10 protein-coding genes are annotated in these 13,730 nt (G+C 70.2%); 8 read left to right on the top strand and 2 right to left on the bottom strand.

The window, feature by feature from the left end:
• Positions 1 to 233: 233 nt before the first annotated feature.
• Together ABN034_RS03265 and ABN034_RS03270 are read left to right on the top strand one after the other, a co-directional pair.
• Positions 234 to 1,745: an MFS transporter gene (locus tag ABN034_RS03265; protein WP_349689455.1), complete on the top strand. Its 1,512-nt coding sequence runs from the start codon at positions 234 to 236 to the stop codon at positions 1,743 to 1,745.
• Positions 1,746 to 1,997: 252 nt separating this feature from the next.
• Positions 1,998 to 3,047, top strand: a complete 1,050-nt coding sequence (locus tag ABN034_RS03270) for an aldo/keto reductase (RefSeq protein ID WP_349689456.1) — start codon at positions 1,998 to 2,000, stop codon at positions 3,045 to 3,047.
• A 297-nt stretch (positions 3,048 to 3,344) separates the two neighbouring features.
• Here ABN034_RS03270 and ABN034_RS03275 read toward each other — a convergent pair whose 3' ends face one another.
• Together ABN034_RS03275 and ABN034_RS03280 are read right to left on the bottom strand one after the other, a co-directional pair.
• Positions 3,345 to 4,097: a tyrosine-protein phosphatase gene (locus tag ABN034_RS03275; RefSeq protein WP_349689457.1), complete on the bottom strand. Its 753-nt coding sequence runs from the start codon at positions 4,095 to 4,097 to the stop codon at positions 3,345 to 3,347.
• Between the two features lie 16 nt (positions 4,098 to 4,113).
• Positions 4,114 to 5,052 carry a heme o synthase gene (locus ABN034_RS03280; protein WP_502878959.1) on the bottom strand — a complete coding sequence of 313 codons (939 nt, stop codon included), beginning with the start codon at positions 5,050 to 5,052 and terminating at the stop codon, positions 4,114 to 4,116.
• Positions 5,053 to 5,339: 287 nt separating this feature from the next.
• Between ABN034_RS03280 and tkt the strand changes: the two genes are divergently transcribed.
• From tkt to pgl, 6 genes are all read left to right on the top strand, one after another.
• The gene (gene tkt / locus ABN034_RS03285; protein ID WP_349689458.1) at positions 5,340 to 7,445 is read left to right on the top strand and encodes a transketolase; all 2,106 of its coding nucleotides are present in this window, start codon (positions 5,340 to 5,342) and stop codon (positions 7,443 to 7,445) included.
• Between the two features lie 69 nt (positions 7,446 to 7,514).
• Entirely contained in the window at positions 7,515 to 8,621 is a 1,107-nt protein-coding gene (tal, locus tag ABN034_RS03290) for a transaldolase (protein WP_349689459.1), read from the top strand.
• On the top strand, positions 8,618 to 10,231 hold the full coding sequence (locus tag ABN034_RS03295; protein WP_349689460.1) for a phosphoglucose isomerase-related protein: 1,614 nt from the start codon (positions 8,618 to 8,620) through the stop codon (positions 10,229 to 10,231). The genes tal and ABN034_RS03295 overlap by 4 nt, the downstream gene beginning before the upstream one ends.
• A gap of 55 nt (positions 10,232 to 10,286) precedes the next feature.
• Positions 10,287 to 11,843: a glucose-6-phosphate dehydrogenase gene (gene zwf / locus ABN034_RS03300; RefSeq protein ID WP_349689461.1), complete on the top strand. Its 1,557-nt coding sequence runs from the start codon at positions 10,287 to 10,289 to the stop codon at positions 11,841 to 11,843.
• Between the two features lie 97 nt (positions 11,844 to 11,940).
• Positions 11,941 to 12,903 (top strand): glucose-6-phosphate dehydrogenase assembly protein OpcA, encoded by a 963-nt coding sequence (locus ABN034_RS03305; RefSeq protein WP_349689462.1) that lies wholly within the window; start codon positions 11,941 to 11,943, stop codon positions 12,901 to 12,903.
• Complete coding sequence (pgl, locus tag ABN034_RS03310; RefSeq protein WP_349689463.1) at positions 12,900 to 13,679, top strand: 6-phosphogluconolactonase; 780 nt, start codon at positions 12,900 to 12,902, stop codon at positions 13,677 to 13,679. The genes ABN034_RS03305 and pgl overlap by 4 nt, the downstream gene beginning before the upstream one ends.
• Positions 13,680 to 13,730 lie beyond the last annotated feature (51 nt).

Consider the following 13,730-nt stretch of genomic DNA (forward strand, 5'->3'; position numbering starts at 1 on the left):
CCGCGACTTCCGGTCGAAGGCTCGCACGACATCCGGCGACTGAGGCACCGGACCGAACGGAACACTCGGAAAGCGACCACGCGGGCGGCTCGCCCGCAGGAGAGACGGCGGAGGCCGTCGGGTGGAAGTGTACCCGGACCAGGACTCGTTCAGTCGATCCGGTCCGTCCTGGCACTTTCGCCGCCGTCGATCGCGCACGATGGTGGGGCCAGGAACGATCCCGGGGGACGCCGATGAACCAGCCACCGCAGGGACCGAACGCCCCTGCCGCGCGGCTGTCGTTGCCGCTCGACTCCAGCCGCGGCCGGTGGGTGATCGTGGGGACCGTGCTCGGCTCGGGTATCGCGTTCCTCGACAGCACCGTGGTCACGATCGCCCTTCCGGCGATCAGCCGGGATCTTGGCGGCGGACTCGTGGTCCAGCAGTGGGTCGTCGACGGCTATCTCCTCACGCTCAGCGCGTTGCTCCTCCTGGGTGGGGTCCTGGGCGATCGCTACGGCCGGCGGAAGGTGTTCACGCTGGGTCTTGTGGCGTTCACCATCGCCTCGTTGGCCTGCGGTCTCGCTCCGACCGGTCCGGTCCTCGTGGCCGCGCGCCTGGTCCAGGGCGTCGGCGGCGCACTCCTGGTTCCGGGAAGCCTCTCCCTCATCGACGCCAGCATCCGGGGAGAGGACCGGGGGGCCGCGGTCGGGCTCTGGGCCGGGCTGACCGGCGTCTCGTCGGCCATCGGTCCCTTCCTCGGCGGGTGGCTGGTCGACGCCGCGTCGTGGCGGTGGGTGTTCCTCCTGAGCCTGCCGTTTACGGCAGCGGCACTCTGGGTGACGCTGCGTCACGTACCGGAGAGCCGGGATCCCGCAGCTCCGCGCCGGCTCGACGTCCTCGGCGCCGCCTGCATCACCGTGGGGCTCGGCGGTGTGACGTACGCGTTCATCGAGGTGCCGGCCCGTGGCTGGGAGCCGGTAGGCGTGGTGGCGGCGGTGCTCGGCGTCGTCGGACTCGTCGCGTTCCCGCTGGTGGAGAACCGGCGGCGCGATCCGCTGCTGAGGCTCGACATCTTCCGTTCGTCGCAGTTCACCGGAGCCAACCTCACGACGTTCGCGGTCTACGCCGCACTCAGCGGCGCGCTCTTCCTGCTCGCCCTACAACTGCAGCAGTCGCTGGGCTACACGGCACTCGCGGCGGGCGTCGCCACGCTCCCGATCACGGTGCTCATGCTCCTGTTGTCCTCGCGGATGGGCGCCCTCGCCCAACGCGTCGGGCCGAGGGTGCCGATGACGCTGGGGCCCATCGTGGCCGGCGCCGGGCTGGCGTTGATGGCGCGGATAGTGCCGGGCAGCTCGTACTGGACGCACGCCCTCCCCGCGATCGTCGTCTTCGGCCTCGGTCTGGCGATCACGGTCGCGCCGCTGACCTCCACCGTGCTGGCATCGGTCTCGGGTGAGCGGGCCGGTGCCGCCTCCGGCGTCAACAACGCGGTGGCCCGGACGGCCGGCCTGCTCGCGGTCGCGGTCCTCCCCCCGGTCGCTGGCGTCAGCGCGGGGACCGACAGCCCACTGGGGCCCGGTTTCGGGCGCGCCATGCTCATCAGCGCCGTGCTGTGTGGGCTGGGTGGGTTGGTGGCATTCGCGACGGTACGCAGGGGCCAGCCGGTGCACGTGAACCCATTGCCAGGCGTTCACCATGCCTGCCAGGCTCCGTGCACCAGCCAGCAGCCGCTCGAGGACACCCGAGGGACCAGGTCATAGGCCATGCGCACCGCGCCCGTGCGTCATCCGCACCTCGCCTGCAGTCCGTCCGCACCTCGCCTGCAGTCCGTCCGCACCTCGCCCACACAGTCCGTCCGCACCTCGCCTGCAGTCCGTCCGTACCTCGCCCACAGTCCGTCCGCCACCCCCGGTCCTGGGAGACCGGTGTGGGAAAGCGCCTTCCGAAGCGCGTGCCGATTCAGGCATCATCGTCGGCGTACTCCCCTGCGCCACGTCTGCCGAGAGGACCGTATGGACCACCTGACTCCCCGCCCTGATCTCTACGACGTTCCCTTCATGGCCGAGGAGTACCACGGGATGCCGTACCGTCTCGTCGGCGCCTCGGGCCTACGGGCATCGGTGATCGGGCTCGGCACCTGGAAGTTCGGCTATCCGGACACCGGCGACGCCGCGCGGGTCGACGAACGCGCGGCCTTCCCGATCTTCGACCGGGCCATCGAGCTCGGCGTGACCTTCTGGGACACCGCCAACCGCTACAACGCCGGCGCCGGCAACTCCGAACGCCTGATCGGACGGTGGTTCCGCGCCAACCCCGACCAGCGACGCAACGTCGTTCTCGCGACCAAGATCCACGGCGGCATGGACGGCGCGACACCCAACCACAGCGGGCTGTCCCGCGGCAACATCCTCGACGCTCTCCACGCGTCGCTCGCGCGACTGCAGCTGGACTATGTAGACATGCTCTACTTCCACCGCCCCGATGACACGGTGCCGGTCGAGGAGAGTCTCGAGGCCGTCGAGGACGTCGTACGCCAGGGCCTCGTCCGGTATTTCGCCGTGTCGAACTTCAGTCGTGACCAGCTCGCGACGTACCTCGACGTGGCGTCGGGTCTGTCGCGGCGGTGCCGACCGGTCGCCGTGCAGAACCAGTACGACCCGCTCGGCCGGGAGACGGAGCCACACCGCGGCGTGCTCGACTTCTGTGCGGCCAACGGCGTCGCCTACATCCCGTACAGCCCGCTCGCCGGCGGGCTGTTGACGAGCCGCTACCTCGACCCCGCCCGGGCGGGTGCCGGTGACCGGCTGCACGACGAGGGCAAGCTCGCCGCGGTCGCGACGCCGGAACGGCTGGCATCGGTACGCAAGCTGGTGAAGCTGGCGGAGTCCTGGGACATCGAGGTGAACCAGCTGGCTCTCGCGTACCTCCTGACGCTGCCCGGCATGGGACCGCAGATTCCCAGCAGTTCGACGCTCGCCCAGCTCGAGTCCAACGCGGGAGCCGGCGCGATCACCCTGACCACCGAGCAGGTCGGCGAAGTCGAGTCCGCCCTGTCCGGCTGATCACCTCGGCGAGAGCCGCAAATGACCACGCTGGGTAGGCCCGGCGACGGTGGTGAACGACCACGCTGGGTAGGCCCGGCGACGGTGGTGAATAACCACGCTGGGTAGGCCCGGCGACGGTGGTGAATAACCACGCTGGGCATGCCTGTGGTAGCCGGGACATGCATCCATGCCTTTCCGGGGACCACTGGCATGCTCAGCGTGGTCATTTGCAGGCACCAGGCATGCTCAGCGTGGTCATTCACCGTCAGCATCGTCGGGGCCAACAGGTGTCCAGCCCGCACCCGCCGGACTGGTTCAGGCGCGGAGCCGGTCCCGGAGCGCGTCCACCTGCGCGGTGCTCATGCCGCCGGCTTCGAGATAGCCCGGGACTCCGCCATAGCGCCGGTCCAGGTGACCGAGGACCTTCAGCATGTTCGACGGCGGCGTGGGCTGGAGCCGGCGGTAGGCCTCGCGCAACTCCTGGTCCTCGACCGCCGCGAGGAAAGCCGCGCTTTCCTCGACCAGTTGCGCCTCGGTCAGTGCGTAGTCGGCCGCGATCGTCTCCTCGTCGACGCCGGCCACGTGCAGCGCCATCGCGACCACGACGCCGGTCCGGTCCTTGCCGCCTGCGCAGTGCACGACGACCGCTCCGGGCGGGGCGTCGGCGATCGCCGCGACGGCGGCCGTGAAGAGCGTCGGCCGCAGGTCGAGCATCGTGAGGTAGATGTCGGCGAGGTCGAGCGCCTGGTGGTCCGGATCGGCTGGGTTCTGGACCTCGAGGTTGCGGTAGAGCGGGTCGGCCGCGAAGGGGCTGGGCGCCGCCTCGCACTCCCGGTTCCGCCGCAGGTCGATGATTCGGCTCACGCCGTAGGCATGGACGGCGGCGATTCCCTCCGGTGTGAGCTTGGAGTGGCTGTCGGTACGCACCAGCGCCCGCTCCCGGATCCGACCACCGTCGGTCGTGGGGAGCCCGCCGACGTCGCGGGCGTTGAGGCAGTTGGGCCAGTCGAGGTGGAGTGGCGAATGCTGTGGTTCGTTCCGATCGGTGGGGGCTGCCGGCACAGTCATCGACGGTCGGACCTCCTCAGGTCAACAGCGGATCAAGGGCGACGGCGACGAACAGCAGCGCGAGATAGAGGTTGGACCAGTGGAAGAACCGCATGGGACGCAGGTCGAGCCCGCTTCGGCCGCGCGCCACCCGCCGGATCAGGGCGTACGCCTCCACCAGGACGACCAGGCCAAGTACCGAGGCGGCTACCGGGTAGAACCACCCGGTGGGGGCGATCGGCCACAGAGCGAGGGAGGCCGCGACGGTCGCGAGAGAGTACGCCATGACCTGCCAGGCGACGGCGCGTTCGGTCGCGACGACCGGCAGCATCGGCACACCGGCCGCGGCGTAGTCGTCGCGGTAGCGCATCGCGAGCGTCCAGGTGTGCGGCGGCGTCCAGAAGAACACCACGAGGACCAGCGCCAACGGTGCCCAGTCGAGTGACCCCCGCACGGCGGTCCACCCGATGGCGACCGGGAAGCAGCCGGCGATGCCGCCCCACACGATGTTCTGTGGCGTACGCCGTTTGAGGATCAGGGTGTAGACGCAGATGTAGAACGCGTTGGCCGCCAGGGCGAGGACCGCCGACAGCCAGTTGACCGCCAGCCCGAGGACCAGGGTCGAGACGACACCCAGCGCGAGACCGAACCACAGCGCGTCGCGAGGCCTTACGGCGTGCCTGGGCAGCGGCCGGCGCCGGGTGCGGCGCATCCGCTCGTCGATGTCGCGGTCGAGGACGCAGTTGAGGGTGTTGGCGCTTCCGGCCGCGAGGATCCCACCCGCCACCGTGACAAGCACCAGTCCGAGCGGTGGCACTCCCCCGGCGGCGAGGAACATCACCGGAATCGTGGTGACGAGCAGGAGCTCGATGATCCGCGGCTTGGTGAGGGCGACGTAGGCGCCGACAACGTCGCGCCACGTCGCCGGACCAACGCCAGCCGGTTCGGTCACCAAAGTGTCGGATTCGCTCGGCAAACGCCCGGTTTCGCCCAGCGAGGACCGTGGTTCGCCCAGCGAGGACTCGGAGCCGACAGCTGTCACGTACACCTCGGGAGCGAAACCAGCAACGCCGGCAACCGGGCCGGCCGGACACAAAGCAGCCGTCAGTCTAGAAGCGGGAGGTCGCCCATCCGTGCACAGGGTGCGACCAGAGACCCGATGGTCATGCGGCGGCCACCGCTGCGGCACGGAGCATGGGTAGGCTCCGAATCGGTGATGTTCAACAGAGTTTTCCATCCGCGAGCAGGAGCCGATCGACGCACATGAGCGCCAACGACAGAAGTAACCGCCTCGAGTGGACCGATCTCGACCAGCGCGCCGTCGACACCGTTCGGGTGCTGGCCATGGACGCGGTCGAGACACCGGCAATGGGCCACCCAGGAACGGCCATGAGCCTCGCCCCCGCGGCGTACCTCCTGTACCAACGCCTGCTCCGCTACGACCCGGCCGACCCGGACTGGATGGGTCGTGACCGGTTTGTCCTGTCCTGTGGCCACTCGAGCCTCACGCTCTACGTCCAGCTCTTCTTCGCCGGCCTGCTCGACCTGGATGACCTGAAGCATCTCCGCCAGTGGGGCAGCCGCACCCCCGGCCACCCCGAGCACGGCCACACCGCGGGCGTCGAGACCACGACCGGCCCGCTCGGCCAGGGCCTCGCCAACGCGGTCGGGATGGCGATGGCGGCCCGCCGCGAGCGTGGCCTGCTCGACCCTGACGCCGCGCCGGGGACCAGCCCGTTCGACCACCGGATCTTCGTGTTCGCAAGCGACGGCGACATCGAGGAGGGCATCACCCACGAGGCCAGCGCCATCGCCGGGCACCAGAAGCTCGGCAATCTGATCGCGCTCTACGACGCCAACCAGATCTCGATCGAGGACGACACGGACGTCGCCTTGTCCGAGGACGTCGCCAAGCGGTACGAGGCCTACGGCTGGCACGTCCAGACGGTCGAGTGGCGCCGCGCCGATGGCTACGTCGAGGACGTCCAGGCGTTGTGGGACGCGTACCAGGAGGCGATCGCCGAGACCGCCCGGCCGTCGCTCATCATCGTGAAGACGATCATCGCCTGGCCGGCGCCCAACGCCCAGAACACCGGCAAGGCGCACGGTTCGGCGCTCGGGCCCACTGAAGTTGCCGCCACCAAGCGCGTCCTCGGTTTCGACCCCGACCGGAGCTTCCAGGTCGACGAGGAGGTGCTCGCCCACGTCCGCCAACTGCGCGAGCGCGGCGCGAAGGTGCACGAGGAATGGCAGGAGACGTTCCAGGCCTGGCGCGACGATCACCCCGACCAGGCGCTGCTGTTGGATCGGATGCGTTCGCGCCGGCTGCCCGAGGGTTGGACGGACCGGATTCCTTCGTTCGAGCCGGGCAAGGACGTCGCGACCCGCAAGGCGTCCGGTGAGGTGCTGACCGCGCTGGCTCCGGTGTTGCCGGAGCTGTGGGGCGGCTCTGCGGACCTGGCCGGCTCCAACAACACCACGCCGGCTGGCGAGCCGTCGTTCATCCCGCCGGAGTACTCCACGAAGGAGTTCACCGGTGACTGGTACGGCCGGGTCCTGCACTTCGGCGTCCGCGAGCACGCCATGGGCGCGGTCCTCAACGGCATCGCCCTGCACGGCGGCACCCGTCCGTACGGCGGCACCTTCCTCGTGTTCAGCGACTACATGCGCCCCGCCGTGCGCTTGGCCGCGCTGATGAAGCTGCCGGTGATCTACGTCTGGACCCACGACTCGATCGGCCTGGGTGAGGACGGTCCGACCCACCAGCCGGTCGAGCATCTCGCGGCACTGCGCGGAATTCCCGGCCTCGAGGTCGTCCGCCCGGCCGACGCCAACGAGACGGCGGCCGCCTGGCAGCACGTCATGGCTCACTCCGACGCGCCCAAGGCACTCGCCCTCACCAGGCAGAACGTCCCGACGTTCGACCGTTCGGGAGGCACCGGGTTCGCACCGGCGAGCGAGGTGGCGCGGGGTGGCTACGTCCTCGTCGACGCTCCAGGAAAGCAGGTGCCCGACGTCGTCCTCATCGCGACCGGCTCGGAGGTCCAGCTGGCCGTCGCCGCCCGCGAGCAGCTCGAGGCCGAGGGCGTCGCCGCCCGGGTCGTGTCGATGCCGTGCGTCGAGTGGTTCGACGCGCAGGACCAGGCCTACCGCGACACCGTCATCCCGCCCGGCGTCAAGGCGCGGGTCTGTGTCGAGGCGGGCATCGCCCAGCCGTGGTACCGCTTCGCCGGTGACGCCGGCCGGATCGTCTCGCTCGAACATTTCGGCGCCTCAGCGGATTACAAGACGTTGTTCACCGAGTTCGGACTGACAGGGGAAACGGTCGCGCAGGCGGCCCGCGAGAGCATCGCCGCCGCTCGCGGGTAGGGACGGGCCAGCCCGCCAGGGCTGTTGCGCCAACCCGCGCCGCCATCGCAGACAAAGAAGGGGACCCAGATGAACGACCGACTCAAGGCCCTCGCCGACGAGGGCGTGGCGATCTGGATCGACGACGTGTCCCGGCAGCGACTCGGTTCGGGCAACCTCGCCGAGCTGGTTCGCGACAAGCACGTCGTCGGCGTGACGAGCAACCCGACCATCTTCGCGAAAGCGCTGTCCGACGCGAAGGTCTACTCCGACCAGACCCGGGACCTCGCCGTCCGCGGCGTCGACATCGAGGAGGCCGTCCGCGCGCTCACGACGTACGACATCCGTTGGGCCTGCGACGTCCTCCGGCCGGCCTACGACGCGAGCGGGGGCGTCGACGGCCGGGTGTCCATCGAGGTCGACCCCCGGCTGGCGCGCGAGACCGAGAAGACGATCGCCGAGGCGCGCGCGCTCTGGTGGCTCGTGGACCGGCCGAACCTCTTCATCAAGATCCCGGCGACGCGCGAAGGCCTCCCGGCCATCACGACGGCGTTGGCCGAGGGCATCAGCGTCAATGTCACCCTGATCTTCGGCCTGCAGCGCTACCGCGAGGTGATGGAGGCGTTCCTCACCGGCATGGAGCAGGCAAAGGCGGCCGGCCGTGAGCTGTCGAGCATTGGCAGCGTGGCGTCGTTCTTCGTCAGCCGGGTCGACACCGAGGTCGACAAGCGGCTGGACAAGATCGGATCGACCGAGGCCAGGGCGTTGCGCGGCAAGGCAGCGATCGCCAACGCCCGCCTCGCGTTCCAGGCGTACGAAGAGGTCTTCGAGGGTGCCCGTTGGCAGGCGCTGAAATCCGCCGGTGCGCACCCGCAGCGGCCGCTGTGGGCGTCGACGTCGACGAAGGACCCGAGCCTGCCCGACACGATCTACGTCACCGAGCTGGTGACCCGCGGCGTCGTCAACACGATGCCCGAGGCGACGATCGAGGCGTACGCCGACCACGGCGAGACGCGCGGCGACACGGTGCTCGACACCTACGCCGAGTCCCGCAAGGTCATCGACGATCTCGAGGCGCTCGGCATCAGCTACGCCGACGTGGTGGGCGTCCTGGAAGACGAGGGCGTCGAGAAGTTCGCGGCCAGCTGGAAGGAACTGCTGGAGTCGGTGAGCAGGGAGCTGGAGGCCCACCGGTGACCGACGCCGTCCGTGTCGAGGTCGACCAGCCCACCTGTGGTGCGGTCCTGCGGGCGCTCGTGGACGACGACGTCGCGCCGGCACTGGCCCGCGGCGACTCCCTGCTGTGGGGTACGGCGGCGCAGGAGGAGGCCTCGATCCGGCTGGGCTGGGTCGACTCCCCGCGCACGTCGCGGCCGCTGCTCGCCGAGATCGACGCCCTGTCCGCCGAGCTGCGCCAGGAAGGGCTCGACCACATCGCCCTGGCCGGAATGGGTGGATCGTCGCTGGCGCCCGAGGTGATCACGGCGACCGCCGGCGTCGCGCTGACGGTCCTCGACTCCACGGACCCCGCCGTGGTCAGGCGGGCGCTCGCGGACCGGCTCGACCGGACCGTGCTGGTCGTGTCCAGCAAGTCCGGTTCCACGGTCGAGACCGACAGCCAGCGCCGCGCCTATCTCCGGGCGTTCGCCGAGGCGGGTATCGACGGGCCGAGCCGGATCGTCGTCGTCACCGACCCGGGCTCTCCGCTCGCCGAGCTTGCCGAGAGCGAGGGCTATCGCAAGGTGTTCCTCGCCGACCCCAAGGTGGGCGGGCGCTACTCCGCGTTGACCGCGTTCGGTCTGGTGCCGGCCGGACTGGCGGGAGCCGACGTGGCCGAGCTTCTCGACGAGGCGGAGGCGATCCTTCCGGCGCTCGCCGAGTCCACCCCGGACAACCCCGCCCTGACGCTGGCAGCCGCCCTCGCCGCGGCTCACGAGCAGGGCCTCGAGAAGGTCGTGCTGGGCGACGGTGCCACGCCCATCAGGGGCTTACCCGCCTGGGTCGAACAGCTCGTCGCCGAGTCCACCGGCAAGGACGGGCGAGGGTTGCTGCCCGTCGACGTCGGCCGCACGTCGGCCACGACACCCGGCTGGAACGGTGCCGGTGCCGGCACCAGGGTCTCCATTGGCACGCCTGAACACCAGGTCCCTGGCCAGGTCCTCACCAGCGGACCCCTCGGCGCGATGTTCCAGCTCTGGGAGGCCGCCGTCGCGATCGCCGGCCGGGTCATCGGGATCAACCCCTTCGACCAGCCGAACGTCGAGGAGGCGAAGAAGCAGGCGCGGGCGCTGCTCGATTCGCCAGAGGCGGGAGACGGGATGCCGCTCGCCTGGACCGAGGGAGCGGTCGAGGTCTACGGCGACCCCTCGACATTGCGCGGCGAGCAGTCGCTCGCCGCGCTCTTCGCGTCCCTGCACGTTCTCGTCCCAGAGACGGGTTATCTCGCGCTGCAGGCCTACCTCGACCGTGACGGCGAGGCCGATGCGGCAGAGCTCCGCCCTCTTGTCGCGGCGGCCAGTGGCGTCCAGACGACGTTCGGATGGGGCCCACGGTTCCTGCACTCGACCGGGCAGTACCACAAGGGCGGGCACCGCAACGGCGGCTTCGTCCAGATCACCGGTGAGGTGGCCGAGGACCTCGCCGTACCGGACCGTCCGTACACCTTCGGCCAGCTCCAGCGGGCCCAGGCCGCGGGCGACGCCCGGGTGCTGATCGCCACCAGACAACCCGTCGTACGCCTGCATCTCACCGATCGTCGAGCTGGCCTTGCCCAGCTCATCGCCGCCGTCAAGGCGGTGCGCCCATGACCGAACGACGTGCGGTCGTCACGAGGGCACAGCGCCGACCAAGGAGAGGTCGTCCATGACCGATGAGGCCGTGCTGGTGAAGAACCGCCCCGCACCCTCCAACCCGCTCCGCGATCCGCAGGACCGCCGGCTCCCCCGCATCGCCGGTCCGTGCGGCCTCATCATTTTCGGGGTCACCGGCGATCTGGCGCGTACCAAGCTCATGCCGGCCGTCTACGACCTCGCCAACCGCGGGCTCCTGCCGCCCGGCTTCGCGTTGGTCGGCTTCGCCCGCCGCGAGTGGGCCAACGAGGACTTCGAAAAGGTCGTCCACGACGCGGTGAAGGAACACGCGCGCACGCCGTTCCGCGAGGAGGTCTGGAAGCAGCTGCGGGAGGGCTGCCGGTTCGTCCAGGGCGAGCTCGGTGACGACCCGTCGTTCGAACGCCTGCGCACCACGATCGACGAGCTCGACCGCGAGCGCGGCACCAACGGCAACCACGCGTTCTATCTCTCGGTGCCGCCGAAGCTGTTCCCCGTGACCGTACGCCAGCTCAAGGAACACGGCCTGGCCGACCAGGGGACGGAGCACTGGCGCCGAGTCGTGGTCGAGAAGCCGTTCGGTCACAACCTGGAGAGCGCCCGCGAGCTCAACCAGATCGTGTCGGAGGTCTTCCCGCCCGAGGCCGTCTTCAGGATCGACCACTACCTCGGCAAGGAGACGGTCCAGAACATCTTCGCGCTGCGGTTCGCCAACCAGATGTTCGAACCGGTGTGGAACGCCAACTACGTCGACCATGTGCAGATCACCATGGCCGAGGACATCGGTATCGGCGGGCGCGCCGGCTACTACGACGGCATCGGCGCGGCCCGCGACGTGATCCAGAACCATCTGCTGCAGCTGCTCGCGCTCAACGCGATGGAGGAGCCGGTCAGCTTCGACGCCCGGGCGTTGCGGATCGAGAAGCAGAAGGTCCTCGCTGCCGTGCAGCTGCCGCGTCGGCTCGACCTGCACACGGCGCACGGACAGTACGCCGACGGATGGGCCGGTGGCAGGAAGGTCGGCGCCTATCTCGACGAGGAGGGCATCCCGAAGGACTCCCGCACCGAGACCTACGCCGCGATCAAGCTGGAGGTCGACACGCGGCGTTGGGCCGGGGTGCCGTTCTACCTGCGTACCGGCAAACGCCTGCCGAAGCGGGTCACCGAGGTCGCGGTGGTGTTCAAGCGGGCACCGCACCTGCCGTTCGCGGCGACCGCGACCGAGGAGCTCGGCCACAACACGCTGGTGATGCGGATCCAACCGGACGAGGGCATCACCATCCGGTTCGGCTCGAAGGTGCCGGGAACGCAGCTGGAGATCCGGGACGTGACGATGGACTTCGCCTACGGCGGTGCGTTCACCGAGTCCTCGCCGGAGGCGTACGAACGGCTGATCCTCGACGTGCTTCTCGGCGATCCGCCGCTGTTTCCCCAGCACGAGGAGGTCGAGCTGTCCTGGCAGATCCTCGACCCGATCGTCGACTTCTGGGCCGAACACGCCAAGCTCGAGCAGTACCCGTCCGGCACCTGGGGGCCGTCCAGCGCTGACGAGATGCTCGCCCGGGACGGCCGCACCTGGAGACGACCGTGAGCGACGTGCGCGAGGCTTCTCAGCCACCCGTACGACAGCCATACCCGTACGACAAGGGGATCCGGGCGCCGATCGTGCGGAGTGAAGGAGCAGCGCTGTGATCATCGATCTTTCGGACACGAGTGCGAGCGAGATCGCGTCGGCCCTGGTCAAGGCGCGTCGCAATGCCGGGAGCCCGGCGATGGGCATGGTGCTCACGCTCATCGTGGTGGCCGACGAGAGCGGACACTACGACGCGCTGAAGGCCGCGATGCTGGCGGCGAAGGAGCATCCGTCCCGCATCATCGGCGTGATCCCGCGCAATGGCGAAGGCCCGGCGAGGCTCGACGCCGAGGTGCGGGTGGGCGGCGAGAGCGGTCCGGGTGAGAGCCTGCTGCTCCGCCTCTACGGAGAGCTCTCCCAGCACCCGGACTCGGTGGCGATGCCATTGCTGCTGCCAGAGTCGCCGGTCGTCACCTGGTGGCCCGGGAGGGCGCCCGCGATCCCCTCAGCCGATCCCCTCGGCCAGCTGGCCCGTCGCCGGGTCACCGATGCGGCGGCGGCCGAACGACCGATCGAGGCGCTGCACGAACACTGCCGGGGCTACGCGCCGGGTGACACGGACCTGGCGTGGACGCGTACGACCCCGTGGCGGGCCCTGCTGGCCGCGGCACTGGACCAGAAGCACGCCAGGGTCGTCGGCGCGACCATCGAGGCCGAACGGTCCAACGCCAGCGCCGACCTGATAGCCGCCTGGCTGGCCCTGCGGCTGCGGATCCCGACGTCGGTGACGACGAGCGAGGGCCCCGGCATCACGGCGGCCCGTCTCCACACCGACGACGGCGACATCGCCATCACCCGAGGCGACGGTCTGTTGGCGCGGTACTCGATTCCCGATCAGCCCGAACGCCACGTCGCGCTGAAACGCCGCGAGACCTCCGAACTGCTCGCGGAGGAACTGCGCCGGCTCGATCCGGACGACGTCTATGCGCTGACGGTCGAGGAACTGCTGCACATGCGGGCCACGGACATCGATCCGCGCAAGTCCACGCGCGAGGCGGAGGTCCAGGGTTCGCGATGAGTACCCCCGAGATCGTCGTCCATGCCACCAAGGACCTGCTCGCCGAAGCCATCGCGGCCCGGCTCGTCACCGCGCTGGTCGACGTCCAGGCGAGCCGGACCAGGGCGTCGGTCGTCCTCACCGGTGGCGGGATCGGGACCGGCAGCCTTGCCGCCGTCGCCAACTCGCCGGCCCGCGATGCGATCGACTGGCGACGGCTGGACGTGTGGTGGGGCGACGAACGCTTCCTGCCCACCGGCGATCCCGAACGCAACGAGACCGGCGCCCGGGCGGCGCTCCTCGACCACGTGCCGGTGGATCCGGCCCGGATCCACGCCATGCCGTCCGCGGATGAGCATGACGCTGCCCGGGTCGAGGCGGCCGCGGAACGCTATGCGTCCGAGCTGGCCGCCGCGGTGCGTCCCGAGGACCACGGCCCGGTTCCGGCGTTCGACATCTGCATGCTCGGGGTCGGTCCGGACGGTCATGTGGCGTCGCTGTTCCCCGAACGTCCTGCCGTCTACGACGAACGCCCGGTGGTCGGGGTCCACGGAGCGCCGAAGCCGCCGCCGACGCGGATCTCGCTGACCTTCCCGGCGCTCAACGCCGCGCGCGAGGTGTGGTTCCTGGTCTCGGGAGCGGAGAAGGCGGGGGCGGTACGCCTGGCCCTGTCCGGGGCGGGTCCCGTGCAGATCCCGGCCGCCGGCGTACGCGGTCGGCAGCGCACCCTGTGGCTGCTCGACCGGGCCGCCGCCAAGGAGCTGCCGGCCGACCTGCACCGCCCGACGACTCCCTGACCCCGACTGGCGGGCGACGAGCCATCCACGGCGGCCAATCCGGCGGCGTCA

It is taken from the genome of Actinopolymorpha sp. B11F2 (assembly GCF_040195635.1).
Lineage (GTDB): Bacteria > Actinomycetota > Actinomycetes > Propionibacteriales > Actinopolymorphaceae > Thermasporomyces.